The organism is Sphingobacterium sp. UBA3519 (assembly GCF_002377215.1).
GTDB lineage: Bacteria > Bacteroidota > Bacteroidia > Sphingobacteriales > Sphingobacteriaceae > Sphingobacterium > Sphingobacterium multivorum.
In genome coordinates this window covers 191,070-215,216 of sequence record NZ_DFPI01000026.1, presented here as the reverse complement: position 1 = coordinate 215,216, position 24,147 = coordinate 191,070, and the positions used below count along the sequence as shown (strand labels likewise).

Here is a 24,147-nt window from a genome sequence, read left to right as displayed (position 1 = left end):
TATGTATTAGAGTGCTTTTGTAAGTTTACCGAGCTGTTTTAATTTTAAAGCGAGTTCATTGCTCCAGGGTAAACCAATACAGAGACGCATGCAATGGTGAAATTGATCCTGTAAGGTGAAAATCCGCCCCGGTGAAATGCTGATCTGTAGTTTAAGCGCATAGTTATATAGCTTGCCTGTATCGATGTGTTTTGGAAACTCGACCCATAGGGCAAGTCCACCCTGTGGACGGCTAATTTTAGTGCCTTCCGGAAAATGGGCCGAAATGATAGCAGCGTAGCGCTGGTAGTTTTCCGTTAATGATCTACGAAGTTTACGCAGGTGGTTTTCATACTTTCCGGTTAATAGAAAATTTCCAACCGCCTCATTGATGATCGCCGTAGATGACAGGGAATGGATCAGTTTTAGTTTGATAATCTGTTCTTTGTATTTTCCAGGAGCAACCCATCCGACACGGAAGCCTGGAGCCAACGTCTTTGAAACGGATCCACACCAGAGGACATTGCCATCCCGGTCAAAAGATTTGCAACATTTGGGGCGTTGCGTGCCAAAATGGAGGTCGCTGTAGGTGTCATCTTCGATTAGCGGAATTTGGTGTTTTGACAGCAATGCCACAATTTCCCGCTTATGCTCATCCGGCATGCAATAACCCAAAGGGGTGTTAAAATTGGGGACCAGTAAACAGACTTTAATTTGGGGCAACAGATTTTTGAGGGCTTCAATGTCTATTCCTATGATGGGGTCCGTAGCTATTTCCAGCACCTTAAGCCCTAGACTGACGGCAAGTTGGAGGATACCCGGATAGCAGGGGCTTTCCAGAGCCAGTGTATCTCCAGGTTTGGTTAAGGCCATCAGACACAAAACTAAAGCATTCATACAGCCGTTGGTGGTAACGACATCATCTTCATTTAGATTTCCACCCCAGGCCAATGAACGTACGGCCACCATACGACGTAATTTTATATTGCCTTGCAAGGGTTCATATGCTGTGCCACCATCGCTGAGCTCCCGTGTAGCGAGGACGATTTCTTTTTTTAATTTTGCGGTAGGTAGGAGACTTCCGGAAGGAACACCGATTGAAAATAAGGTTAAGTCGCGACGTCCCATGGTTGAATACACCTTATTCATCAATTGATCCGGTTCTCTGTTGTTGGCGATTGGAATAGGTTGACTGGCTGCCGCCAACGGAAGTTGCAAATAGTTTGGAGGACTAACAAAGTAGCCGGATTGGGGCTTGGACTGTATAAGAGAACGTTCTTCCAACGCTAGAAATGCCCTTTTTGCGGTATTTATACTGATACCGTGTTCAGCGCTTAGCTTCCTCACCGAAGGTAGTTTTTCGCCAGCTTTTAAGACGCCTGATTTAATCTTATTGGCAATATTGTCTGCTATTTCATTATACAAATAATCTTTTTTCATCAAATTAGGATTAGTGTTCGTCTTTAAAGGTAACTGTGTCCATTGAATTATCAAAAACTGTGACTGTGCTTAATTCTTGTAATGGACGAACTTTGTGTAAAAGATTGATACATGGCGCAATTAAGTATAAGTAAATTACAGGAAAATACAACAAGCGGTTGGTTAAATGGTTTTATTGGTGTGGTATTATTTAGTGGTTCGTTGCCGGCAACACGCATGGCGGTTTTAGCTTTTGACCCTGTATTTGTTACCTTAGCAAGGGCTTCCATTGCAGGCATATTGGCACTGATAACATTGATGGTTTTTAAGGAAAAACGTCCAGAAAGAAAGCAATTGGGGTCGCTATGCATCGTGGCAATAGGATGTGTCGTTGGATTTCCCTTACTGAGCGCTTTGGCTCTGCAGCACATCACGTCCGCGCATTCCATCGTTTTTATCGGTATTTTGCCCGTATCGACAGCCGTATTTGGTATTATACGCGGTGGCGAGCGTCCGAAGCCAATCTTTTGGCTGTTCTCTGCTCTAGGGAGTCTACTGGTGATCGGCTATGCGCTGGCACAAGGACTAACAGCCTCACCTTTAGGCGACGTTTTAATGATTTTATCGGTCATTCTCTGTGGTTTGGGCTATGCTGAAGGTGCAAAATTGACCAAGACGCTAGGGGGCTGGCAGGTCATTTCCTGGGCCTTGGTTTTGTCGCTGCCGTTGATGTTGCCACTTACCTTTGTCTACCTTCCATCGTCTTTTGACACTGTGCCTATCGGGGCCTGGGCCAGTTTAGCCTATGTGTCGATGTTCAGTATGTTTATTGGCTTTGTTTTTTGGTATAAAGGACTCGCCCAAGGTGGCACGGCGACCATCGGACAATTACAGTTACTCCAGCCTTTTTTCGGTCTGGCTTTAGCCGCCGGGCTTCTTCATGAACAAGTCGGTGTTGGCATGCTGGCCGTAACAGTTGCTGTTATTCTTTGTGTCGTTGGAACGAAGAGATTTGCCCGATAAATGCATTAGAAAAAAGAGAACTGGATTATAGCCTCTCTCGTAAAACGATAAATTTATTAACTTTAACTTTTAGGGTGTCATTCGAGGCGTATTTGATCGAATGATGTGTATTTATCTTGTATTGGCAAAGAAAACAGCGTATGATTTTACCGTTTGAACCTTATAATCCGATATGGAAAGCGAATTTTGACAGTATTCAACATGAACTTTTTACGTTGTTGAAACCAATAAGGTCGAGGGTTGATCACATAGGCAGTACGGCCGTTGAGGGATTGTCTGCCAAACCAATCATTGATATATTGATCGGTTTAGAGGAAGAAAACGATCTTGATCGTATTCCGCTCCAGTTGCGGGACAATTGCTATGTATATTATGAAAAATACAATGAGGATATGCCTTACAGACGTTTTTTTATCGCCCTGATTGATCGTCCTGAAGTATTAGGATTACCAGAGCAAATCGCACCTGGCGATGAAATTCCAGCACGATTGCATGACCATTCGTTACGAGTAGCACATATCCATAGCATACCCTTGCAATCAAAACACTGGTTGCGCCATATAGCCTTTCGCGATTACCTGCGTGCGCACGACAATGTAAGAGATCGCTATCAGGCACTCAAAGAAAAATTGGTACTGCAGCAATGGAAAGATGGTAACGATTATAATGATGCGAAAGATGAATTTTTGAAAGAGCATGAAGCAAAAGCTGTGGAGTGGTACAATAAAGGTTGCGGAACAATAGAATGGTATTACAATGAGAACCTTGGACAAAGCAGCGTGGATGGATCGGATTAAATTGGTAAGAAATTAAGGTTATACTAGCTAAATTTAGGTATGAATACATTATTGGAAGAATTTGAGCATATTATTCAGAAGTTTTCTTCGCAAATTTTGGAAATAAATGATGACGATTTTAATCGCAAATTAGAACCAGATAAATGGAGCAAAAAAGAGATTCTGGGTCATCTAGTCGATAGCGCTTTTGTTAATTACCAACGGTTTATAAGAGCTCAATTTGAAGAAAATCCAAAAGTATACTATGATCAGGTAGCCTATTGTGCATCTGCAGGTTACCAACATGCTGAGACCGAGAAATTATGCAATCTATGGCGATCGGTAAACGAACAATTGTTGTTTTTGTTTAAGCAGGTAATTGCGAACAAATTGATTCAAAGGACTTGTAATGACCATAGCCTCGAATTTTTAATGCTTGACTATGTGGTGCATTTGAAGCATCACAGAAATCAGATTTTGTCCGAATAAAAAAATTTAGGAAAGGATAGCATGAGAGCTCTTTGTTCAGGCATCAGTAAATTTAATAGTCCATAAAAAATAAGGGATGGAGATACGGAAATTGAAAGCGGGAGATAGTGCTGACTTATTAAAGGCAATTAATGGAGCTTTTGCCGACTATATTGTACCATTTCAGTTAGACGCATTGCAATTGGAGTCGAAGATCAGAGGCGAGGATATTTTAATGGACTTGTCAGTTGGTGTTTTTGACGGAATACAACTGGTAGCTTTTATTATGCATGGCATGCGAGAAATTGAGGGTAGTAAAGTGATCTACAATGCTGGTACAGGTGTTTTGCCCGCCTATCGGAACAGCGGATTAGTCGGTGAAATGTACAGATTTATGCAGCCATCCTTCAGAGAGTATCGCGTGAAAAAATTACTATTGGAAGTGATAGAAAGTAATCGACGTGCTATTCGGATATATATAAAAAAATGGTTTTGTTAAAGGCCGTAGATTACTGTGCTTTGGAGGAGAACTTCATGTAAAGATGGGTGCTTTATCTGGCAGAACACAGCCTATCCGTATACAGTCTATCCATGACTTTTCTTGGGATATTTTGCAGTCTTTTTGGGATGTTGAACCCAGCTGGCAAAATAGAAGTGAGCGTAGTGAATTAATTCAGCTTAAAGGGTTGGGGGCATTTATTGGCTCCGATTTGGTGGGATATATCTTGTTCAATTCGTCCAATAGACGGATCTACCAAATTGCGGTAGCACAGCAGCATAGGCGGAAAGGTATTGCAACACAGCTTTTATCCGAGCTGAAAGTGTTTGTGTCCAGCGCAAAGGTACAAATTACTAACGTTGATGAAAAAGCCAAAAACTTGCAACTATTTCTACAAAGACAAGGCCTGGTCAACACAATCAACCAGATTGAAATGGTCAAGATGATTTTCTGATAATATCAATTAAAAATTAAAGTATTTCATTTACGATCAATAATTGTGAAAACAAATGTTGTTGTAAAAGTGTTGTTTAACAAAAGGTTAGATAGGATGTGCTATTAAACTGTCCATTATAATTCTATTTACTGGTGTAATTTTACCATCCCTCGGAAAAGACGCTCTTCAACAATTTAAACGACACTAATTTTTAAAACATATGAAATCGAAGTCATTTTTAATCGCAATTGTCTCAAGCTTATTGTTGTTGGCTTGTAGCACTTCAACAAGGATAACAGATATCTATAAAAATAGAGACCTTACTCCCAAACAATATCAAACAATATTCATTATTGCAATGACAAACCACGCTAAAGCAAAGGAGGTCATTGAATCCAATTTGGCAGAAGAAGCTTCCATGCATGGCTACAAGGCTATTAAAAGCAGCGACGTTTTTAAACGGACGTTTACCAAAGATGAAAGTCAAAACAAAGATTTAGTGATGAAAGCAGTACACAGTTTGAATGCAGATGCCATTTTCACTGTTACCCTGATCGACAAAGCCAGCGAGACCCGATATGTACCGGGAAATGGGCCTTATATGCCTTATCCGAGATTTGGTTGGTATGGTAATTTTTGGAGCTATTACTCCCATTGGTACCCAATTGCATACGATCCTGGTTATTACACGACGGATAAAATGTACTATCTGGAAAGCAATCTATATGATGTTAGCTCCGAACAACTGCTTTGGAGTGTACAGTCTGAAACGATCAACCCTTCCAGCTTAGCAGATTTTTCTAAAAGTTATACAAAGGCGCTCGTAAAAGCATTGGAAAAGGATATTGCTGCTAAATAGCCATTGATAAAAAGTATGCTTTAAAAGCTAGCTTCAATTTAAATAATGTATTTGTGTAAAAATATTCTTTATAACACCGATTCAGTACCTCGTAAAGGCGTTTTATGGTGTAATAAACTAAATTGCATTAATATTGTTATATTGGCAAGCAATAAAGTTAGCTCAAATCAGATGAGGTACAAATTATATAGAGAACAGCAATTGACCTGCGATATGGATACCGCATGGGCATTTTTTTCGTCACCCATGAATCTTTCAGAAATTACTCCAAAAGATATGGGTTTTGTAGTCACCTCAGACTGTGATCAACAAGAAATTTTTGAAGGAATGATCATCGATTATTTGGTATCTCCGATTCTTCGGTTTCCGCTGAAGTGGAAGACCAAAATAACGCAGGTGGAAAAGAATAAAAGTTTTACTGATTTCCAACTAAAGGGACCTTATGCCTATTGGAATCATTTTCATGAATTTATTCCAAACGAAAATGGGGTACTCATGAAAGACAGGGTTGACTATGAATTGCCTTTGGGGATTCTAGGCACAATTGCGCATGGAATTTTTGTTAAAAGGAAGTTGGAGCGAATCTTCGATTACCGTCATCAGGTTTTAGAAAAATTATTTAATCAAACTCAGAATTAGTGGTAACGAATCTATTGCAGTTCACGTGACCGAAAAGAAAGAAGTAGTCTACAATGAAGAAATTTTATCAAATAAGCAATGGAGTTGCTTTGGTCATCACTGTGATCATTAATTACCTATCCAATACGGGGATTTTTAATGGGGAGACCATGGCAACAATTTCTGCTAAATATCAAAATCTATTTACACCTGCGGGATATGCCTTTTCCATATGGGGTCTCATTTATTTGGGGTTGTTTGGATTTGTAATTTATTTTGGTCCTTTTGTCAGACAGACAAATGAAAAAGATAAAGTAGTTTTAAAAGTCGGATGGTGGTTCTTGATTTCTTGTCTAGCAAATAGTTTATGGGTCATTACCTGGTTGTATGACTATACCTTTTTAACTATTTTATTGATGGTCTTACTTTTTGTGTCGCTATTAAAGATAATTTACTATACACAAACTATTGCGTTTCATGCTGCACGCAGCAAGCGTATATTTCTTAAGATCCCTTTTCAACTTTATGCAGGGTGGATTTCTGTCGCTTTGATTGCCAATATTGCAGCCTATCTGACGAAGATAGGCTGGGGAGGTTTTGGATTATCAGCTACCATGTGGGCTATTATCATGTTTTCAATTGCATTAATTCTTCACTTATTGATGATCTGGCAACGTCATTTGCCGGTATTTGGACTTGTCGCCGTATGGGCTTTAATAGCCATTGCAGCTGCTAATAAATTAATTAATAGCACTGTATATGCAGCGGCTATAATGGCAGCCATTATTGTTTTGCTAAATGTAATTGTGTACTTTATTCAATATCGTAAGCGACAGCCTTTCTAGTCCTTGCCTAATAAAGTGCATGATTCTGTTGGCAATCGAATTTTAAGCTTTCCATAGTAATGCAGCGAAACCAACTATTATTTTATTGCTGATTTTGCAATCAATAGCTTTTGAAATTCTTTTCCGATAAATGGATTGATGACGTGCTGAAATCCTTTTTGCAATGTAAAGACAGTGATAGTCGCATCAGACTCCGGCGAATAGATCACATCTGTTCCCCACCAACCCCCATGATAGTAGGCGTTGAATCCCATGTCAAAATGATAAATTCCCAAACAATATTTAGATTTATCCGACGAAAGAACATAGGTATGCATCGCTTCTAGAAGCTTTTTATCCTGAATGATTTTCCCGTTAAATAGATATTGGAAAAACAGGGAAGTCTCTTTGGCTGTTGCTGCGATTCCGCCGCCTCCGTACAGATCCCAGGAAGGATCAATAGCATAAGAGTCCCAGTTGTATTTGTTAGCGTATTGATGGGCGAGTGGCAAGGTGCTTTCAGGATAATGCTCTAAGTTTATAAACCATGTCTTTGTAAGATTTAATTCTTTGTATTTCAGTAAATTTCGAATAGCTGTATAAAATGGCAGATGCGTTTTTTGCTCAATAATCTCGGTGAGGAGCAAATAATTAATATCAGCGTAACTAAACTTTTCCCCGACAGGCTGTGGGCTCCCGATATCGATGGATCTTCTGATCTGCTCGTCTTTTTTCCATTTATATTTAGGATGCTGATTGACGAATTCAAAATAAGCTTCATCTACATAATCTTGAATTCCCGAAGTATGTGACAGCAAGTTCTTTATAGTGATTCCCGCTAGATTATAGCCATCGCTTTCAAATAGGTGACGTGTTTTTTTTGATAATAAATTGGCAATCGGTTGATCAATAGAAAATTCACCTTTTTCTACCAATCTTAGCATTGCTGCAGCAACATAAGGTTTTGTGTTGCTAGCAATCAAAACAGGCTGTTGGTCTTCCAGCGCTTGGTTCGTGCTGGTATCTGCTACTCCTCTTGCATAACTCCAGGAAATATTGTATTTCGGCGCTTCTACATGAACAATAATCCCGATTGCATCTTTATTTTTATCATAAATAGAATCTACTTTATGCTTAAAAACTGGCTGTAATTGAGCCCATCCGATTAATGGAATAAACATGGTATTTAACAACACGATTTTTTTCATATATTCTTTTCTAAACGTGTATCTCAGATCCAGAAACTGTCTGAGCATTGCTAAGTATATTTCTTTACTACTTCACTAACAGACGCCACTGCACCTGCAAAAGCATTGATCCTACAGCAGGGGTAACGGATTTTGCTTCCTGTTGCGCTTGTGAAAATAAGAATTAAAATAATAATCTTGATGGTGAAAAATGTAAAATAGCACATCAGTTTTATTTCTTGTCGTATGCAAAGTCTTTTCAATATATAAAATGTTAGATTTATGGTGTAAAAGAAGCTTATCGTAAGGATATGAGAAAAGTAATTGCAGCATTCAATATGACCCTTGACGGGTTTTGTGATCATACAGCAGGCATTCCCGATGAGGAAATACATCTTCATTATACGCATCTATTAAATAACGCTGATGTCATTTTGTATGGTAGGATTGCTTATCAGCTTATGGAATATTGGCGGCCTTTTGTGAAAAGTCCCTCAGGTGAAAAATCAATGGATGACTTTGCATTGGCTATCGATAAAATTCCAAAAGTTGTTTTTTCAAATAGCCTGAAAAATATAGACTGGGCAAGTGCAAAATTGGCCGATGGTATACTTAAAGATGAATTATTGAAATTGAAACAGCAATCCGGTAGGGATATTTTGGTTGGGAGTCGAAGTTTAATTGTACAGTTGTTGAATCTCAATTTGATCGACGAATTTCAACTGTGCATTTATCCTGTTGTTGTAGGACAGGGGCTTTCACTTTTTGAAAATATAATCGATAGAAAAGTTTTTAAATTATTAAAAACAAAGCCTTTTTCTGGCGGATCAGTCCTCTTGTACTATCAATACAGTCCAACACCTACTTCCCTATAAACTATTCCATCGGGAAATATCGGCAACACAGCGGGAAATCCAGATACCTGCAGCTCCTCTGATGAAATTTACATTTGTAATGTAATTTAAAAAGAATTCATTATGAAATATAAACATTCAATTTTGTGGGCTATAGCAGCACTCCCCTCGCTAATTACCGCTTGCAAAAGAAATGATGCTATGCCATCGATGTCGGAGACGACCATCACGATAGAAAATGTATTGGATTCGAAACCATTGGTCGAGTCTGGTCGTTTTAAAAACAATGGTGCTTCGCCAGTGATTATGCCTGGTGAAGCAATTTCAATTAAGTTTTCTGCAGCCGAGGGACAAGCGCTTAGCTTTGCAACGATGTATGGTTGGTCGAATGATTTGTTTTTTGCTCCAGAAAATCCTGGCATAAAGCTGTATCAGGACAATGGAACTCCGGTTGAGGGCGATGTTTCGGTACAGATCAAATTATGGGATAATGGTACTCGTATCAATCAGAAACCAGGCGCAGCTGTAATGCACCCGGGAACCACAGAAACTGCTCCAAAAGCTATTAGCGAAGGAAATGGAACCGATGCACAGGGCAATACTTATGCTGCAGCTTCTACTTTAATGAAGGCAACACTTCATTATGAAGGGAATTCCAATTTTACACTTATAATCACGAATACCTCTGGCGATACGAGCAATCCGACTCCCTTCAGTCCCGGAGTTTGGGCGATTTCATATATCGCAGGAGGCAAGCTGATAAATTCTAATCCATTATTTGAGGCAGGAAAACCAAGTGCAAATGGCATGACAAATATTGCGGAAATGGGAGACAATAGCGTTTTAGGAAATTATATCAATACACAAACAGGTATTTTTACACCATTATCTCCGGTTTTGGTAGTGTTGTATAAAGGCATCGAAAACCCGATATATAAAACCGGTGAAAATGACCGTGGAAAAGGACTGAAAGATTTAGCGCAAAAAGGTGATGCATCAGGCCTGGCGACTTATCTTAAAACACTCGCAGGTGTAAAAGCTGTTTATATCCTTCCGGCGGCTAGCTCAACTGTATTACTTCCTAAAATCGGAGCGCAGGCGGGAAGTAGCGTTTCGCAGCAGTTAAGTGTAGCAAGTGGAGACCGAATTGCCATTGCAAGCATGTATGGGCTTTCCAACGATTGGTTCTTCGCCACAAAAGATAATGGAATTGATGCAACAGTAAAAGGAGATGTATCCTATTCAATCGGATTGTTTGACAATGGGACAGCGATTAATCAGTTTCCCGGAGCCGGCAATGAGCAAGCAGGATTAGGCGGCACTCCTGCGACAGAACGTAAACCTGTTATAGAAGTGCCTAATCCAAATGGGTTCACCACACTGCCATCAATTTCCAGCATGATAAAAGTAACAATCAACTAATTTTTGAGTCCGGTTATACGTACGAAAATCTCATGGATATTATTGTCCTTACTGGAGACAGGACAATCAGCAACCTATTACATGCGGGGCTAAAGTATCGATTGAGTTTCCATGGGGAAAAAGTATAGATTCAGTTTAATAAGTAGTAAATGTGTTGTAAAATGAAAAATTATATAAAAACAAAATTAGCTGCGTTTATTGCGTTGCTGTTATTCACGACGTGCATCGCAGGCATAGCCAATGCGCAAGAGCCTTCTCGCATGAGTAAAGCTGACGGCGTGATACATAAAATCGAAATGAAGCAATCCCCTTATCATATTCCGCAAAATCCGGAAGACATCAGCCCGCTATTGTGTGGAGAAAAAATACCGATGGCCGTATTGTTTGACGTTTCCGGTAAACGATTTGATCTCAATAGGGCGATTTCCCAAAAACCGACCATTTTGGTTTTCTACCGCGGTGGCTGGTGTCCTTATTGTATCAGACAACTTTCGGGCTTACAAGAGGCCTTTTCAGGATTGGAAGAAATGGGGTATCAGTTGATTGCCATAAGCACAGACGAATCTGAAGGACTAATGGAAGCTGCAGCAAAAGAAAAATTAAGCTATACACTTTTATCGGATTCAGATCTTGCGCTGTCGAAACAAATGGGGATTGCATATAAAGCTCCAAAAGACTATTGGGAGATGCTTCCGAAAACAACTGGAGGTAAGGACAGCGAGTTATTGCTCCCAGTGCCATCAGTTTTTATAGTCGATCAAACGGGAACCATACACTTTGAATTTATCAATCCCGATTTCAAACAGAGATTGTCCTCCAATCTGCTGCTTGCAGCTGCAAGCAGCATTAAAGAAGACCTTTAAATTTCTAGTTTTTGGGTCGTAGACTCTTAAGAAAATGATTAAATTTAAGCGAATTGAAATGCTGTAAGTAAACGACAACATGATTAGGGAGTATAATGATAACGTGACCGCAGCACGGTTTGTGATGCATAGTGACAACAACCAGTTTTCAGGTAGGGGACTTCGTAATGCGGGTTCTCTGCCTATCAACACATTTATCTACAACAAGGGCGGCGAACAGAAAGTGACGATCGATGAGATTAGCTATACGATGCCAGCAAGGTGTATACTTCCTTTGGTTTCCAATCAGCATTTTGTATTTGAGCAGCCCGATGCGCTGACTGCCTGGCAGTTTAATAGGGAGTTCTATTGTATCGTTGACCACGATGCTGAGGTCGGTTGTGTTGGTTTTCTGTTCTATGGTATTCGACATCCAATGTTCATTGTATTAAATGATACTGCTGTCGAAGAAATGTCTCATCTGGAGAATGTGTTTTCCAATGAGATGATGGTAAAAGATAATTTTCAGGGTGAAATGCTGCGCACCCTTCTTAAGAGAGTTATTATCAATACCACAAGAATTGCAAAGCTCCAAAGTGAAAGCTATCAGCTATTTCCAGACGAAAAAATGGATATTGTGAGAAAGTTTGCATTGCTACTGGAATGTAACTTTAAAGAGGAACATGAAGTCAGGTTCTATGCCGCTGCACTCAACAAATCACCAAAAACACTGAGCAATGTATTTGGTCTGTTGAAACAGTCAGCGCCATCTGTTCTTATCCGTAACCGAATAATTCTTGAGGCTAAAAGGTACCTCCATTATACCGAGAAGTCAGCGAAGGAAATAGCCTACGAACTTGGTTTTGAAAGTCCTGCCCATTTTAGCCGGTTTTTCAAAAAGTATTCTGGAACAAATGTTTCAGCTTTTAAGAACCTTTGATCATAATTCAAGGCGCGGGTTGCCGTTTAGAGAAAGACTGTATTGTATGGGAATTTGATTTATACCTTTCAATGAATATGCGATTAAGGTTTCCTTATGAAAAATAAGTGAATTTGCTCTTAAAATAAAACGTATGCCATTGGTAAGCTGGCGCTAGAAAATTGAAGCCCAATATAACAAATTATTAATAGTCTGTAAATGAAGTTATTAAAACCATATTTTGTGTTGATAGGGATGATCATTGCATTGATTTTTATGTACATTGCAATTTCGGTTTATCCGGGTGGGACTTACCAGAATGAGTCTGAGCGAGAAATTAAAATTCTATTTCGAAACGTTGCCAAATTATGATGAGCAATAATATGATAAAAAATGAACCACAAAAATCTCCTAGCACTAATTTTCATTGTAGTAAGCCAATTAGCGAATGCACAATTTGCAAAAATCGTTAATAAAGACGGGTATGTTGTTATTTATTGCGGAGATCTCCAAAAGTAGGCGGGATCAAACGTAATAACGTTGTTTTTTAAATATTTGTTATTGCTTTTGTCAAACCCGCTTGGAACTAAAGAAATGTACTGCAGATTGGGGTCGGCAGGCCTATATCTACTTTCAGTGTTAAACAGGCTTTTATTCGTACATTGAATCCAGTATAAATTTTTTGCCATATAATAATCCAGATACCAAAGTTTGCTTACTTTGGACTCTGCGTTTAGCTTGAGCGATTGATTATTTTTTAAATGCTCCCTAACTTCTTCAACGCTCAGTAAATTGTTGTTGTCGTCCATCACAAATGTACCATGGGAAGGATCCATCCACAGCCATTTTTTTAGAGTTTCAGCATATACGCTATTGATCACATGGCAATCAGTATCTTTGTCGTCTTTTGGCATGCATGTAACATAGCGTGACTTAAATCCCATAGCGAGGTACATTTCATTTAACGTCATCGCTTTGTGCCGACAGTTGATACCTTTTCCCGTTGCCTTGTGGTAGTTGTAAAAATCAATTGCGTCAAATTCACATAGCGCCCAATTGCTGCCGTCATATTTAATGCTATTTGCCACGAAAAACATGATATTACGGATTTTGGAAATTTCGTCGCCATTACCAGCTATCGAGTCCAGGTTGAAAAAATTTTTTACTGCTAATAAATTACGATCGCTCGCTACCTCGTAGGTAAATATCGGCAAAGAGTCACTATTTGCTGAAACGTATCCTCCTGATTGCTGCAACAGGGTTAATTTATCGTATTGCTTCAGTTGGACCAATGCTTTTACAAATTTGCTTTCCTTTCGAATATTATCTAGATCGTGATCATTTAAAGCATTACGATAGTCGGTATATCCCCACAAAATTGCCTTTTCAAAACTTGAAACAGCTTGTTTTTTTTGATTGAGTAATGATTGTAAACAAGCAAGGTTGTAGTTTATATTCGCATTGATTTCACTTATCGTAGTTCGATATTCCTGCTTTTCTTTTTCAGATAGCTGTAACCTGTCCATTTTGGCCGATATGGCATTTAATACTGTGGCTGCTTTTTGATAATCCTTTGCCGGGTAATAATTATTATATTCCTGTTCTAACTTCTTAAAGTCTGAGAGGAATTTATGCCATGTCGTAGAAGCTGTCTGCGCGGATACACAGGTGGTCAATAGCATGAAAAGAAGAAGGTTAAATAGTTTCATTGGAGGTTTTTAGTTAAAGTAAATAGTTTTATTATATCAATGTCAACTGTAATTTTTGTGCTTGAAAAGCGTTGTCCTATGATTTTATAAAATAGGATTTGCTTTAAGACAGTTATACCATGTGAATTATTACATCTGGCTCGTATAATATTATCCAAATACTTTTTAAATAATTATCGCTTAATTCGCTGTGATCGAATATCGTCTTTAATCCATTTAAGCGCTGCGCGATTAGGAGAATGAATATTAAGCGGAAATTATCTGGAAAATGCAACAAAACACGTGTAGAGTTGTTTGCATTTTGAATGATATTATAAGGGATTAATGATTCGTCATATGAAAAAGATATTTTATGTGTTTCTATTTATCCTTTCCATGATGAAAGTTTATGGTCAGGGGCATTACAACGGTTCATCGTTTAATCCCAACGATTATTTTGCTCCGCATGAAGGGTTGATTATACCAGTATGGTATGGTTATGCCAATATGAATTATTTCAATGGGCAGGGTAAAAAGACAGATCAATTGATTAATCCGGTTCCTGGAAATCCTACTGCTTTACAAATTGAATAAAAGGTGATCACGCATTCTTTTATCCTGATGGCAATTTACGGAGGAAAGGGAAAGATTTTGGGCGCCAATTGGGGACTGATGGTTATCCCGACAGTAAACAGTCCTACCGCCAATATTGCGTTGGACTACTATTCGCAGCAGACAGGTCCTGGAAGATATGTTTTTACCAATAAAAGTTTAGGATTTGGCGACATGTATGTACAGCCAATCTGGTTATCATGGAAGCAGGGAAAGTTTCAATATGCATTAAATTATGGCCTATGGGCGCCGACTGGGAAATACGAGCATGGTAGTTTAGATAATGGGGGGCATGGATATTGGTCACATAATATACGTGGTGCTCTTAAATATAAACCAACTTCCAAGATCAATTTAAGTATTGCTCCTACATTAGAAATCAATCAGTGGCAAAAAAACACTGACTTTAAAGAAGGGAGTCATCTTACGTTTGATTTAGGTGGTTCGTATTTATTGAATTCCCGGGGAGATGAAGTGGGGTTATTTGGCAACTATTCCAAACAAGTATCCGACGACAAGGGAACAGAGGGAAGTTTTCTTTCTGACCAGAACGCGGGAATAGGTGCATTCGGATCGTATTGGGTGGTACCTCATAAAATCGGTATAATGGCCCGGGTAACGCAGAATTTTGCGACCGAAAATAGATTTGGTGGGATTGCTTTTCAAACAGGTGTAAATTTCCTAATACCGGCAAAATAACTCAGAGGATGCTATAAAACGCAGCTTTTGTGTTTGCTTCGAGCTCCTGTAGGCGAAATTGATTAACTACCGGTTCTCCCAAAAGAATCGTAAAAGATTCCCCTTGTTTATTTGAAATGCCTTCAAAAATTTCAGTCCACCATAGTGGAATATCATTGATCGATGTACCGAATACTTTTTCTGCAGGTGAATGCAGCGGTATTGTAATACTGTAATTTTCCAAATTGACGGTTTTATAATTTTTGTTGTGATAACCAAAATTAAGCGTTAGTATCCAGCCTAAGCTTGACATAGCACATGTATTAACAATTATCTTATCAGCATTTTGGTGGACGATAAATTATATATGACGCGATAATATGAACTCATTTATATGCTAAGCACGCCCATTTTCTATAATTATTAAACACTAATATATTTTTTGAGTACTTCGAGAAGGTCTGCCCGCCGTATTGGTTTGGGAAGAAAGTCGTTCATTCCGGATTCAAGACATTTTTCTTTTTCTCCCAGCACATTTCCGGCGGTAACACCTATGATCGGGATGTGTTGATATCCTGACAGCATTCTAATATGTTGTGTTGCCTCAATACCACTCATTATCGGCATCTGTACATCCATAATAATAAGGGAAAACTGCTTTTTCCTGCATTCTTCCAAAGCTTGTAAACCGTTTGCAGCTTCCGTTAAATGTATTTTGGGAGCTAGAGACTTCATTATCCTATTGTTCAGGACCATATTTACTGGGTTATCATCAACCAAAAGCACATCTAATTCCCGTGCAAATGCATGCGAATCTTTTTCTGGCTGATCCTGAATAATTTCTAATACAGTACTTCTGTCTACCTTTTTTAGGGTTTTGTATAGATCATGTGATTTTATAGGCTTCAACAGCAAATGTGTATTTTCTATTTTCCTAACTGAAGTAAGTATATCCAGTTCTTCTGAAGAAGAAGAAAGTACTATAAATGGAGCGATCTCCTTTCGCTGATCTAACAAGCCTTTTATTTTCTCAATTGTTTCCAATCCAGACATGATAGGCATATGATAATCCATCAAAATCACATCAAACCGCTCACCCTTCAACATGATATCCAGTGCTTCCATGCCGTTAGAAGCCAATGTGGATTTGATATTTTTATAGGTAAGCATGTGTTCAAGGATAATCCTGTTGCTTTCATTATCATCTACCACTAATGCCGTTTTAATAGCCGTTTCATCTTCTTCCTTCCATTCAGACTTTTCGTATGGAACCGTGAGATCGAAGAAAAATACAGATCCGCTGTCTATCTCGCTGTTTAGAGATAAATGACTCCCCATATAGCCCAAGATATTGTTTGAGATCGTTAGCCCTAGTCCCGTACCGCCAAATCGCTTGCTGATTGAACTGTTTTCCTGGGTAAAGGCATCAAAAATATATTTCTGTTTCTCAACAGGAATGCCGATTCCTGTATCTCTTACCGAGAAACGCAAAGCAATCGTATGATCATCCATGCGCAATTTCTCTACTTTTAGTTCGATCTCACCCTTTTCTGTGAATTTCACAGCATTCCCTAGCAGATTGATCAAGATCTGTTTTAACCTGGCTTCATCAATAAAAAGTGTTTTCGGGAGGCCCGGCTCAACGTTGAGAAGAAGTTCGATGTTTTTTTTCTGGGATTGATAAAGAATCACGTTGATGACTTGACTTAACATATCATACACGTCACTTTTTTCGATCAAAAGTTCCATTTTTCCGGATTCTATTTTAGAAAAATCCAGTATATCATTGATAATGCTGAGCAGGTTTTCTCCTGATTCGTTGATGTAATTCAGATATTGTGTTTGTGTTTCATTCAGCGGTGTACGGAGGAGGAGGTCTGAAAATCCAATAACTCCGTTCAAAGGCGTACGGATCTCATGACTCATATTGGCCAGAAATTCGGATTTTGCCCTGCTGGCTATATCCGCAGTTTCCTTAGCGCTTTTCAGTTCTTCGTTTATTTTTACGGCATTTGTAATATTCTGTATGGAAATAATTATACCTCCAACCTCATCTTTTGTAAGATACCATGGCCCGACTTTAAGGTCGTAATGCTGAATTTCTTCTTTACCTTCCACCTTTACCGCAAAATCCCCATCGATGTACGTTTCTCCCAAAAGCGCACTCCTGTAAATTTTTTTTCTTTCTTCTGGAATATTAGGCGATATTGTAAATAGATTATTGCCGATAAGATCGACATTATTCATATTAAATTCATCTCGCCATCTACTACTTACAGCAACGTAGTTAAGGGCTTTGTCCAACATTGCCAATGGAATAGGAACATCGGTGGCAAAAGACTGCATCATAGCCTCCTTCTCGGCAACCTCTAGAAACATTTTTTTGAAGGCATCAATGTCCTGAATAATTCCAAAAACCCTGTGGCATATTTCATTTTCAAATTCGGGAATACCCTTTATCCTTACCCAAATCGTAACGCCGTCATTACGCATGAGTTGCAGCTCCTCATCAAAAGAAATTCCTTGTTGTACTGCTCTGTCAAATAGATATTCTATTCGCTCTCTATTTTTTCCTTCGTAAAATCCAAGGGCATTTTCAAAAGTTGGTTGGAAATTAATGTTAGTTTTATGAATTTCTCGCACACTTTGAGACCAAGTGAGTTTTCCGCTTTTCATATTGACTTCCCAGCCTCCCACTTGGGCAACCGCACTTGTTTCCTCGAGCATTTCCTTCGTATAAAACAGATCTTTTTCCAACCTGTCCCGGCGCATTATGTCAGATTTTAGTTGAATATAGACGAAAATGGTGACACCGATTGCCGCAACTGCAGAAAATATAATGAACAAAACGGTCCGTTTGGTGGAGTTATTCAGGTCTTCATTTTTTATAGCAAGCTGACTTTCTCCATGTTTTACAAATTCCTGAACAAGCATTCGACATTTATCCATGATCTGCTTGTTTTGTTCAAGCTTTTCTGGGGTCATTAATATACCCTTTTTACGATTATTAATCAGCGAGGCATATTCTTTCATCAGCAGGTCTGAGGTGTGCCGCAGTTCATGAAAGATATTAATTTGGGGTTTATCTTTAAGATTAAACCTTTCTTTGTCAGCAATAAGCAGGGGATATTCTTTCCCGCTTTTAACCAACGGTTCAAGAAATTCTTCCTTGCCGGTAAGCTGGTAACCCCGATTGCTAGTTTCAGCATTTAACAGTGTGTTTAAAATATCCTTTATTAAACTGATAGATTCCTTCGTTTTTAAGAGGCTTTGCCTACTTTCCATCTGCTTATGTATGCTAATATAAGAGGCTATAGAACCCGTAATCAGCAGTATTAAAGAGAGCATTACACCGATCTGAAGATTTCTAATAATTTTTTTTGGCATAGGATGGTTGTTTACTGTTAAGATACTAAAAAAGTAAATAATTACCCCAGATTTCCTATTGAATACTTTGAATAATAATCCAAAGGTGGACAATGCTACTATCGGCGCCAATAATATATTGCACTGTTAAGTTGTTATTTTCAGATATTTAATTCGATCATTAAACAACTGGAAATGATATCTCAAAACTTCGCATAAGCATCACTGTCAAATTTGTTTTGTGCTTTCAGGAGTTCGGAGATAATGTTTGGTAAATTCATATTTAAAAATCTTAGGAAGATTTTTAAATGGTTGGTAATGTTCCGCCGTCAATTACGTATTCTGTCCCCGTTAGATAGCTGGCTCTTGGTGAAACTAGAAAGCCAACAAGTTCAGCTACCTCTGCAGGCTCTGCAGGTCTCCCGAAAGGGATCCCGCCCAGTGCATCCATTACGCCCTGTTGCGCCTCTTCTATAGTACTGTTCGAATTTCTTGCAATTTCGCCTAGCCAGGCTTCAGATGCGGTGGTATTGATCCAGCCAGGCGAAACCGTCAGTACACGGACACCTTTAGGAGTAACCTCGTTCGATAAGCTTTTGCTGTAGTTCCTCAATCCAGCCTTTGCCGCTGCGTAAGGTAATGTTGAATCATATAAGGGTAATTTGCCCTGAATAGAAGCAATGTGGATGATCACACCGTTTTGGCGTTCTATCATCTGCGGTAAAAAGCTCCTATCTAGACGGATCGGAGCCAAAAGGTTAGCTTGCAGTGTCGATTCCCAATCCTCATCACTTAACACAGCAAATCCTCCTGCGGGGGTAGAAGATCCGCCAAGGTTGTTTACCAAGATGTCTAGTCTACCATAGCTCGAAAGCACTTCGCTCACCACTTTTTGAGCCCCTTCTGCTGTACTCAGATCGGAAGCAATGAAATGCAGCTTGCTGTTTTCCAGGTCGGAGACGTTTCTTGCGGTAATCACAACTGTTGCTCCAGCTTGTGATAGTCTTTCCGCGATTGCTCTTCCAGTGCCTTTTGTACCCCCTGTTACCAAGGCAATCTTGTCTGATAATTCGTTGTTGAAATTAAATTGTTCCATTTTTACAAATTGTTTATAGGACAAAATTGAGGTATAAAACCAGCCTGTGCAAGTACGGAATTACGATTCATATAGGGATAAATTTTTCCCCTATTGTACAAATCGGAACATACCTTTAATTTTGAAAATATGTATGAGAGAAAAATAATTCCGAACCTAAATTGCGGTCTCGACTTGATAGGTGAAGTGCTTTACGGAAAATGGAAAATACGCTTGCTCTGGTTTATTGACCAGGGACATAAAAGACCGAGTGAATTGCAACGTAAGATACCAGACGCCTCCAGACGGGTGCTGAATATACAGCTGAAAGAACTGGAAGATCATGAGCTAGTCATGAAGAAAATATATCCTGTCGTTCCTCCAAAAGTTGAATATTCGCTTACAGATTTAGGGATGAGTTTAATACCCATAATTTCCGCATTAGGACACTGGGGTGATCAAAACGAAGATAGACTGCGGACAATAATTTTAAAAAGAATTTTAGGATAATACCCCTAATTGCTCTAGTCGGTAAAGTATTTTAGTTTATCCAAAATTTCTCTTTTATTTTCTTGCTCTTTGCAAGAAAATAAAATCATTAAAAAATGCAGTAATCAAGACGTTGGCTAGTAAAAATAGCGTGTTATTATTTTTGTTACTGGAGGGGAGAGCAATTGGTTACTCAATTTAATCTATAAAAAAACGGCCGAATATAGGTTCGACCGTTACTCAGGAAAAGCTCCCGAACATGGGCATTACTCCAATCTTTTTAATCTGAACAATAACTGTTGGACAGCTTCTTGCGCATCATCAATAATGGATTGTGAGAAGTTTTCCTTAAAAAGTCCTTCTCGTTTGTTTTCAACTTGCTTGTAAAAATCCTCAATGTATTTGATGTAATTAGCCGGTTTTGACGTTTGGGGAATCACGATATCAAGTGTACCTTCCAATGAAAAAGTGGTTTCCACCAGTCTGTCTGTAATATCAATAAGAGACTCAATCGCTTGGTCTAAAGAAATATGAGCCTCATAGCTCCCTTTTCCTGTTATCGACCAATGGGTCAGCTTCAATGCGTTCCTGAATGAAATCATTTCACCTAAAAAGTTCGCAATTTCCTGTTTTGAGTTCTGTTGTTTTTTTGCCATGATATTTTACTTTATTTAAGTCACATTTTTGATTATTATAACAACAACCTAGCGGTCAAAGTTTCTAATTTATTAGAAAAACCGCTAGTGATCAAGAAATCAAGGATATCCGGATTTTCGACTGTATAGTTTTGTGTGCCAGCAGGGCCTACCCAACGAAGTCGGACGAAATTAGGAGATTGTACTATACTTTTAACTAGCCAATACGTCGTGAATACTGGATGTAATTTCATTTAAATCAAAAGGTTTCGCAATAAATCCGTTTGCGCCAAGTCCTTCGGCAACATCGCGACCATCTACACTGGCGGATAGAACAAGGATAGGTATATTTTTGATTTCGGGTGTATTGCGTATGATTTTAATCAGCTGGTCGCCCGAAAGCACGGGCATCCAGAGATCCAATAACAAAAGATCTGGCTGATATGCTATGAGCTGTTTGGTCAGATTTGTACTGTTTGTTTCGCTTAAGACCTGGTAACCCTCCAGATCCAAGAATAATTCCAGCATCTCAACAATGCCTTGGTCATCGTCACAGATCATTATTTTCTTACTTTTCATCGTTTTCTGTCCTCATTATTGGTAATGTGAAATTAAAAGTAGAACCTTCTCCGGGTTCGCTTTCTACCCAAAGGGTTCCGTTGTGATGCGTTATGATCTCGTGCGAAACATACAGTCCAATACCTAATCCCGGAAATTTCTTTTGGGTATGGCCGGCGCGAAAGAAGCGCTCAAATATTTTTTGCTTGTCGACATTTGCTATTCCCATGCCATAGTCTCGTACAGAGATCTTGACAAAATTGGCAACCCTGTGAATGGCAACGTCGATTCTATTTGAACCCGGTGAATATTTGATCGCATTGGACAACAGATTATTGATTACCTGAATAATTTGTAATTCATCGCCGCTAACTGTAGCATCTGTGGAGCCTAATAGGTTTATTTTGTAACCAGGTACACCTACCATTATATTGTCAATGGCTTCCCGAATTGTATGATCTATGGCAAATGGCTCCATGTGAAGCTCAATATGGCCAGACTGTATTTTTGAGGTGTCTAGTAATTTAGTAATCAATATATTCAGTCGATCTATATAGGCCGAAATTTTATCCAGTGTACTGACAAATTTATTGTCGGAATGGTCTATACTAAGTCGTTGCAGAATCTGTACAAGCCCCTTAATGGTCGTTAGGGGCGTCTTTAGTTCATGACTAGCGACGGACAAAAAATCGTCTTTACGTAGATCCTGTTCTTTTTTCTCGGTGATGTCTTCAATGGCGATCAGGATACGGTCTTTATATTGCCCTTCAAACTCTATGCGATAGGCATTTAATAGCATCACTTTGCGGCCGATATGCGGAAATACATGTTCTACTTCGTAATCAATTACGGGATTGCTGGTTGGTAAAATATGCGTAAGAAGTTCCTTCAAGGAGGGGATATCCCATTGCTTATTGCCCAGATCAAACAATAATTTTCCTACAGTCTCTTCTGAGGAGACGTGAAATGATGTTAAAAAATGTTTATTTGCACTCAGCACAATATAATTGCCATCGAGTACTAGAAGACTTTCGCGAACCGTTTCAATCATGCTCGAGAGGAAGCTTTCCTTCTCCTGCAATTCTTTGGTTCGTTGCTGTATTTTGATCTCAACATTGTTTTTTTCCTCCCGGAGTTCGTGTTCGGCCTTTTTACGCGAGGTAATATCATTTTGAACACCAATAAAGTGCGTCACCTGGCCGGCCTCATTCTTCACAGGTGAAATGAAAAGCTCATTCCAAAAAAGTGTTCCGTCTTTGCGTTAATTGCGAATTTCGATCTTACATTCTTCACCATTTTTGATACAATCTTTGAGGATGTAGCGTTCAGGTTGAGAACGATCCTGCGCTTGCAAAAAGCGACAATTGTGACCGATAATTTCATCGTGTGAATAACCACTGATGTTTTCAAAGGCCTTATTGCAATAGATAATCGGATTATCATGCTGCAAATTATCGGTGATAATAATGCCTGAATAAGCAGAATTTAAAGCCTTAAGATATATATTTAATTCATTAATGCCTGACGCACGTTTTCCCATATAGTGTTGTATTCCAAATATCGTTGTCCAATTTAATCTATAAAACTAAAACCAATGAAAAACAGCCTGTTTTTTTTGAAAAACACGTATAAATCCGCGTCAGGAGTTTAGCTAGCACGTGGTACTGTACACCAAACAACATAAACTGAGTGTTGGTAACATATGCTAATATTGCCTAAAATATTACATACAAATTTGTTAGTAACGTACATTCAGCGGTATATTGTAGTAAATGTATGACTTCTAGTTAATTTTACTTGAAATTTTGATAGCCTACCAAAAAGATTCTCGGAATACGCGTGATACCGGCAATGATTTTCTATAAAAACATAAATCATAGTAAAGAAATGAATACAACTAAATTGACTCCTGAAATAATTAAAATAATTGAAAACCTGAACAAGCTTCATGTGTTTGACGGCATAAATTCATTAGAAATAAAGCTGCAAAGGATATGAGACAATGGCATTCGGCTCAGCGGCAAAAAAGAAGCAGTGAAAATGTTAGAAGAATTTAATATTCGTAGCAAGAATCACGAAATTCCTGTGAGAATACACCGACCCAATGAAATTATAAATGAAAAATCACCGGCCATCATTTATCTTCATGGCGGTTGGTTTATTTCTGGAAGTTTTGAGACGCACGATGCTATTGTCTGTCAATTGGCCAACGCTACGGGTTGTGCCATTGTTTTTGTGGACTTTCGACTGGCGCCAGAGTATCCTTTTCCGGCTGGTTTCGATGATGCTCAATCAGCGACTGAGTGGATCGTTAATAATTCGGACTCTTTAAACATCGATAAAACTATGATTGGAATTATTGGCGACAGTGCGGGGCAGCTTTAACCGTAGGAGTTTCGACAAGGCCTGGTGAGCATTTGAGGTTTCATGTGTGATTTATCCGGCAGCTGATAATCAATTAAGTACAGTCAAAGAAAGACTATCAAAATGGTCCGATTATTAATAAGGAGGAAGGAATAAAAGCCTGGAATTGGTATCTAACCGACCAAATGGATCAACAGAACCCCATAGCAATTCCTCTTTTGATTGAATATTTTAAGAATACGCCTCCAACGTTGATTTTATTGACTGAGCACGATCGGTTGCGGGATGAAGGAAAACAATTGGCAGAGAATATGAAATCCTCCGAAATTCCAGTCAAAATTACTCATTACAAAGAGATTGCCAATGGTTTTTTGCATATGGGAGCTGTTTTAAGAGAAACCAGAGAAGCTTTTCGGGACATCGCAGCATTCACAAAAGAAAACTTAAAATAATCTTCCGAAAAAGTTACTTCAATATCGTGTAAGGTATTTCTGAAACCGTCCTCAACAAGGGCTAGCATATGACCATACGATCGATTTGCCAGTTCTGACCAAACT

26 protein-coding genes and 1 pseudogene are annotated in these 24,147 nt (G+C 38.9%); 17 read left to right on the top strand and 10 right to left on the bottom strand.

Annotated elements, in window-relative coordinates; translation table 11 throughout:
- Positions 1 to 6: 6 nt before the first annotated feature.
- Positions 7 to 1,419, bottom strand: coding sequence for a PLP-dependent aminotransferase family protein (locus B3297_RS18065; RefSeq protein ID WP_112376245.1), 1,413 nt, complete (start codon positions 1,417 to 1,419; stop codon positions 7 to 9).
- A 111-nt stretch (positions 1,420 to 1,530) separates the two neighbouring features.
- Between B3297_RS18065 and B3297_RS18060 the strand changes: the two genes are divergently transcribed.
- From B3297_RS18060 to B3297_RS18025, 8 genes are all read left to right on the top strand, one after another.
- Positions 1,531 to 2,421: a DMT family transporter gene (locus B3297_RS18060; protein WP_286726792.1), complete on the top strand. Its 891-nt coding sequence runs from the start codon at positions 1,531 to 1,533 to the stop codon at positions 2,419 to 2,421.
- A 140-nt stretch (positions 2,422 to 2,561) separates the two neighbouring features.
- A complete protein-coding gene (locus tag B3297_RS18055; RefSeq protein WP_286779218.1) occupies positions 2,562 to 3,218 on the top strand; it encodes a GrpB family protein in 657 nt (218 codons plus the stop codon).
- A gap of 39 nt (positions 3,219 to 3,257) precedes the next feature.
- Entirely contained in the window at positions 3,258 to 3,686 is a 429-nt protein-coding gene (locus tag B3297_RS18050; protein ID WP_286779217.1) for a DinB family protein, read from the top strand.
- 76 nt (positions 3,687 to 3,762) lie between these two features.
- The gene (locus B3297_RS18045) at positions 3,763 to 4,164 is read left to right on the top strand and encodes a GNAT family N-acetyltransferase (RefSeq protein ID WP_286779216.1); all 402 of its coding nucleotides are present in this window, start codon (positions 3,763 to 3,765) and stop codon (positions 4,162 to 4,164) included.
- A gap of 43 nt (positions 4,165 to 4,207) precedes the next feature.
- Positions 4,208 to 4,618, top strand: coding sequence for a GNAT family N-acetyltransferase (locus B3297_RS18040; protein ID WP_286779215.1), 411 nt, complete (start codon positions 4,208 to 4,210; stop codon positions 4,616 to 4,618).
- A gap of 202 nt (positions 4,619 to 4,820) precedes the next feature.
- Positions 4,821 to 5,459: a hypothetical protein gene (locus B3297_RS18035; RefSeq protein ID WP_286779214.1), complete on the top strand. Its 639-nt coding sequence runs from the start codon at positions 4,821 to 4,823 to the stop codon at positions 5,457 to 5,459.
- A 171-nt stretch (positions 5,460 to 5,630) separates the two neighbouring features.
- On the top strand, positions 5,631 to 6,098 hold the full coding sequence (locus B3297_RS18030; protein ID WP_070570553.1) for an SRPBCC family protein: 468 nt from the start codon (positions 5,631 to 5,633) through the stop codon (positions 6,096 to 6,098).
- A gap of 53 nt (positions 6,099 to 6,151) precedes the next feature.
- Entirely contained in the window at positions 6,152 to 6,922 is a 771-nt protein-coding gene (locus tag B3297_RS18025) for a hypothetical protein (RefSeq protein ID WP_286779213.1), read from the top strand.
- A gap of 77 nt (positions 6,923 to 6,999) precedes the next feature.
- Here B3297_RS18025 and B3297_RS18020 read toward each other — a convergent pair whose 3' ends face one another.
- Positions 7,000 to 8,109, bottom strand: coding sequence for a serine hydrolase domain-containing protein (locus B3297_RS18020; protein ID WP_070570557.1), 1,110 nt, complete (start codon positions 8,107 to 8,109; stop codon positions 7,000 to 7,002).
- A gap of 290 nt (positions 8,110 to 8,399) precedes the next feature.
- Between B3297_RS18020 and B3297_RS18015 the strand changes: the two genes are divergently transcribed.
- The 4 genes from B3297_RS18015 to B3297_RS18000 all read left to right on the top strand — a co-directional run bounded on the left by B3297_RS18015 (position 8,400) and on the right by B3297_RS18000 (position 12,146).
- Positions 8,400 to 8,963 carry a dihydrofolate reductase family protein gene (locus tag B3297_RS18015; protein ID WP_070570559.1) on the top strand — a complete coding sequence of 188 codons (564 nt, stop codon included), beginning with the start codon at positions 8,400 to 8,402 and terminating at the stop codon, positions 8,961 to 8,963.
- 102 nt (positions 8,964 to 9,065) lie between these two features.
- On the top strand, positions 9,066 to 10,364 hold the full coding sequence (locus tag B3297_RS18010) for a spondin domain-containing protein (RefSeq protein ID WP_159333032.1): 1,299 nt from the start codon (positions 9,066 to 9,068) through the stop codon (positions 10,362 to 10,364).
- Between the two features lie 161 nt (positions 10,365 to 10,525).
- On the top strand, positions 10,526 to 11,227 hold the full coding sequence (locus tag B3297_RS18005) for a peroxiredoxin-like family protein (protein WP_112376250.1): 702 nt from the start codon (positions 10,526 to 10,528) through the stop codon (positions 11,225 to 11,227).
- A 79-nt stretch (positions 11,228 to 11,306) separates the two neighbouring features.
- Entirely contained in the window at positions 11,307 to 12,146 is an 840-nt protein-coding gene (locus tag B3297_RS18000; protein WP_112376251.1) for an AraC family transcriptional regulator, read from the top strand.
- 473 nt (positions 12,147 to 12,619) lie between these two features.
- Here the strand turns inward: B3297_RS18000 and B3297_RS17995 are convergent, their stop codons facing one another.
- On the bottom strand, positions 12,620 to 13,834 hold the full coding sequence (locus B3297_RS17995) for a transglutaminase-like domain-containing protein (protein WP_286777236.1): 1,215 nt from the start codon (positions 13,832 to 13,834) through the stop codon (positions 12,620 to 12,622).
- Between the two features lie 336 nt (positions 13,835 to 14,170).
- On the opposite strand from B3297_RS17995, the gene B3297_RS17990 reads away from it, so the two are divergent.
- Together B3297_RS17990 and B3297_RS17985 are read left to right on the top strand one after the other, a co-directional pair.
- On the top strand, positions 14,171 to 14,407 hold the full coding sequence (locus tag B3297_RS17990) for a hypothetical protein (protein ID WP_286777235.1): 237 nt from the start codon (positions 14,171 to 14,173) through the stop codon (positions 14,405 to 14,407).
- Positions 14,408 to 14,410: 3 nt separating this feature from the next.
- Positions 14,411 to 15,124 carry a transporter gene (locus B3297_RS17985; RefSeq protein ID WP_286777234.1) on the top strand — a complete coding sequence of 238 codons (714 nt, stop codon included), beginning with the start codon at positions 14,411 to 14,413 and terminating at the stop codon, positions 15,122 to 15,124.
- Position 15,125: 1 nt separating this feature from the next.
- Here the strand turns inward: B3297_RS17985 and B3297_RS17980 are convergent, their stop codons facing one another.
- The 3 genes from B3297_RS17980 to B3297_RS17970 form a co-directional block, all read right to left on the bottom strand.
- Positions 15,126 to 15,416 (bottom strand): hypothetical protein, encoded by a 291-nt coding sequence (locus B3297_RS17980; RefSeq protein WP_070570571.1) that lies wholly within the window; start codon positions 15,414 to 15,416, stop codon positions 15,126 to 15,128.
- A gap of 110 nt (positions 15,417 to 15,526) precedes the next feature.
- Positions 15,527 to 18,490, bottom strand: coding sequence for a response regulator (locus B3297_RS17975; protein WP_286779212.1), 2,964 nt, complete (start codon positions 18,488 to 18,490; stop codon positions 15,527 to 15,529).
- Between the two features lie 283 nt (positions 18,491 to 18,773).
- The gene (locus B3297_RS17970) at positions 18,774 to 19,565 is read right to left on the bottom strand and encodes an SDR family oxidoreductase (RefSeq protein WP_286779211.1); all 792 of its coding nucleotides are present in this window, start codon (positions 19,563 to 19,565) and stop codon (positions 18,774 to 18,776) included.
- Positions 19,566 to 19,694: 129 nt separating this feature from the next.
- Between B3297_RS17970 and B3297_RS17965 the strand changes: the two genes are divergently transcribed.
- Positions 19,695 to 20,054: a winged helix-turn-helix transcriptional regulator gene (locus tag B3297_RS17965; protein WP_286753944.1), complete on the top strand. Its 360-nt coding sequence runs from the start codon at positions 19,695 to 19,697 to the stop codon at positions 20,052 to 20,054.
- Between the two features lie 245 nt (positions 20,055 to 20,299).
- Here the strand turns inward: B3297_RS17965 and B3297_RS17960 are convergent, their stop codons facing one another.
- From B3297_RS17960 to B3297_RS17945, 4 genes and pseudogenes are all read right to left on the bottom strand, one after another.
- Positions 20,300 to 20,689: a DUF5856 family protein gene (locus tag B3297_RS17960; protein ID WP_046672983.1), complete on the bottom strand. Its 390-nt coding sequence runs from the start codon at positions 20,687 to 20,689 to the stop codon at positions 20,300 to 20,302.
- A gap of 192 nt (positions 20,690 to 20,881) precedes the next feature.
- A complete protein-coding gene (locus B3297_RS17955; protein WP_070570575.1) occupies positions 20,882 to 21,247 on the bottom strand; it encodes a response regulator in 366 nt (121 codons plus the stop codon).
- A complete protein-coding gene (locus B3297_RS17950) occupies positions 21,237 to 21,704 on the bottom strand; it encodes an ATP-binding protein (RefSeq protein WP_312905267.1) in 468 nt (155 codons plus the stop codon). The genes B3297_RS17955 and B3297_RS17950 overlap by 11 nt, the downstream gene beginning before the upstream one ends.
- Positions 21,705 to 21,731: 27 nt before the next feature.
- Positions 21,732 to 22,766, bottom strand: a pseudogene (locus tag B3297_RS17945) (PAS domain S-box protein); the annotation flags it as partial.
- A 500-nt stretch (positions 22,767 to 23,266) separates the two neighbouring features.
- Between B3297_RS17945 and B3297_RS17940 the strand changes: the two are divergent.
- Together B3297_RS17940 and B3297_RS17935 are read left to right on the top strand one after the other, a co-directional pair.
- The gene (locus B3297_RS17940) at positions 23,267 to 23,611 is read left to right on the top strand and encodes an alpha/beta hydrolase (protein WP_201303546.1); all 345 of its coding nucleotides are present in this window, start codon (positions 23,267 to 23,269) and stop codon (positions 23,609 to 23,611) included.
- A gap of 110 nt (positions 23,612 to 23,721) precedes the next feature.
- A complete protein-coding gene (locus tag B3297_RS17935) occupies positions 23,722 to 24,042 on the top strand; it encodes an alpha/beta hydrolase (RefSeq protein ID WP_217493585.1) in 321 nt (106 codons plus the stop codon).
- Positions 24,043 to 24,147 lie beyond the last annotated feature (105 nt).

Excerpts from the sequence above, each read along its gene's own strand:
- B3297_RS18045 (WP_286779216.1), top strand. The coding sequence starts at position 3,763 with ATGGAGATACGGAAATTGAAAGCGGGAGATAGTGCTGACTTATTAAAG.
- B3297_RS18010 (WP_159333032.1), top strand. The coding sequence starts at position 9,066 with ATGAAATATAAACATTCAATTTTGTGGGCTATAGCAGCACTCCCCTCG.
- B3297_RS18065 (WP_112376245.1), bottom strand. The coding sequence starts at position 1,419 with ATGAAAAAAGATTATTTGTATAATGAAATAGCAGACAATATTGCCAAT.
- B3297_RS17995 (WP_286777236.1), bottom strand. The coding sequence starts at position 13,834 with ATGAAACTATTTAACCTTCTTCTTTTCATGCTATTGACCACCTGTGTA.
- B3297_RS18060 (WP_286726792.1), top strand. The coding sequence starts at position 1,531 with ATGGCGCAATTAAGTATAAGTAAATTACAGGAAAATACAACAAGCGGT.
- B3297_RS17940 (WP_201303546.1), top strand. The coding sequence starts at position 23,267 with ATGTTAGAAGAATTTAATATTCGTAGCAAGAATCACGAAATTCCTGTG.
- B3297_RS17980 (WP_070570571.1), bottom strand. The coding sequence starts at position 15,416 with ATGTCAAGCTTAGGCTGGATACTAACGCTTAATTTTGGTTATCACAAC.
- B3297_RS17970 (WP_286779211.1), bottom strand. The coding sequence starts at position 19,565 with ATGGAACAATTTAATTTCAACAACGAATTATCAGACAAGATTGCCTTG.
- B3297_RS17990 (WP_286777235.1), top strand. The coding sequence starts at position 14,171 with ATGAAAAAGATATTTTATGTGTTTCTATTTATCCTTTCCATGATGAAA.
- B3297_RS18015 (WP_070570559.1), top strand. The coding sequence starts at position 8,400 with ATGAGAAAAGTAATTGCAGCATTCAATATGACCCTTGACGGGTTTTGT.
- B3297_RS17975 (WP_286779212.1), bottom strand. The coding sequence starts at position 18,490 with ATGCCAAAAAAAATTATTAGAAATCTTCAGATCGGTGTAATGCTCTCT.
- B3297_RS18020 (WP_070570557.1), bottom strand. The coding sequence starts at position 8,109 with ATGAAAAAAATCGTGTTGTTAAATACCATGTTTATTCCATTAATCGGA.
- B3297_RS18050 (WP_286779217.1), top strand. The coding sequence starts at position 3,258 with ATGAATACATTATTGGAAGAATTTGAGCATATTATTCAGAAGTTTTCT.
- B3297_RS18005 (WP_112376250.1), top strand. The coding sequence starts at position 10,526 with ATGAAAAATTATATAAAAACAAAATTAGCTGCGTTTATTGCGTTGCTG.
- B3297_RS18000 (WP_112376251.1), top strand. The coding sequence starts at position 11,307 with ATGATTAGGGAGTATAATGATAACGTGACCGCAGCACGGTTTGTGATG.
- B3297_RS18030 (WP_070570553.1), top strand. The coding sequence starts at position 5,631 with ATGAGGTACAAATTATATAGAGAACAGCAATTGACCTGCGATATGGAT.
- B3297_RS17965 (WP_286753944.1), top strand. The coding sequence starts at position 19,695 with ATGTATGAGAGAAAAATAATTCCGAACCTAAATTGCGGTCTCGACTTG.
- B3297_RS18055 (WP_286779218.1), top strand. The coding sequence starts at position 2,562 with ATGATTTTACCGTTTGAACCTTATAATCCGATATGGAAAGCGAATTTT.
- B3297_RS18025 (WP_286779213.1), top strand. The coding sequence starts at position 6,152 with ATGAAGAAATTTTATCAAATAAGCAATGGAGTTGCTTTGGTCATCACT.
- B3297_RS18040 (WP_286779215.1), top strand. The coding sequence starts at position 4,208 with ATGGGTGCTTTATCTGGCAGAACACAGCCTATCCGTATACAGTCTATC.
- B3297_RS17960 (WP_046672983.1), bottom strand. The coding sequence starts at position 20,689 with ATGGCAAAAAAACAACAGAACTCAAAACAGGAAATTGCGAACTTTTTA.
- B3297_RS17950 (WP_312905267.1), bottom strand. The coding sequence starts at position 21,704 with ATGGAGCCATTTGCCATAGATCATACAATTCGGGAAGCCATTGACAAT.
- B3297_RS18035 (WP_286779214.1), top strand. The coding sequence starts at position 4,821 with ATGAAATCGAAGTCATTTTTAATCGCAATTGTCTCAAGCTTATTGTTG.
- B3297_RS17955 (WP_070570575.1), bottom strand. The coding sequence starts at position 21,247 with ATGAAAAGTAAGAAAATAATGATCTGTGACGATGACCAAGGCATTGTT.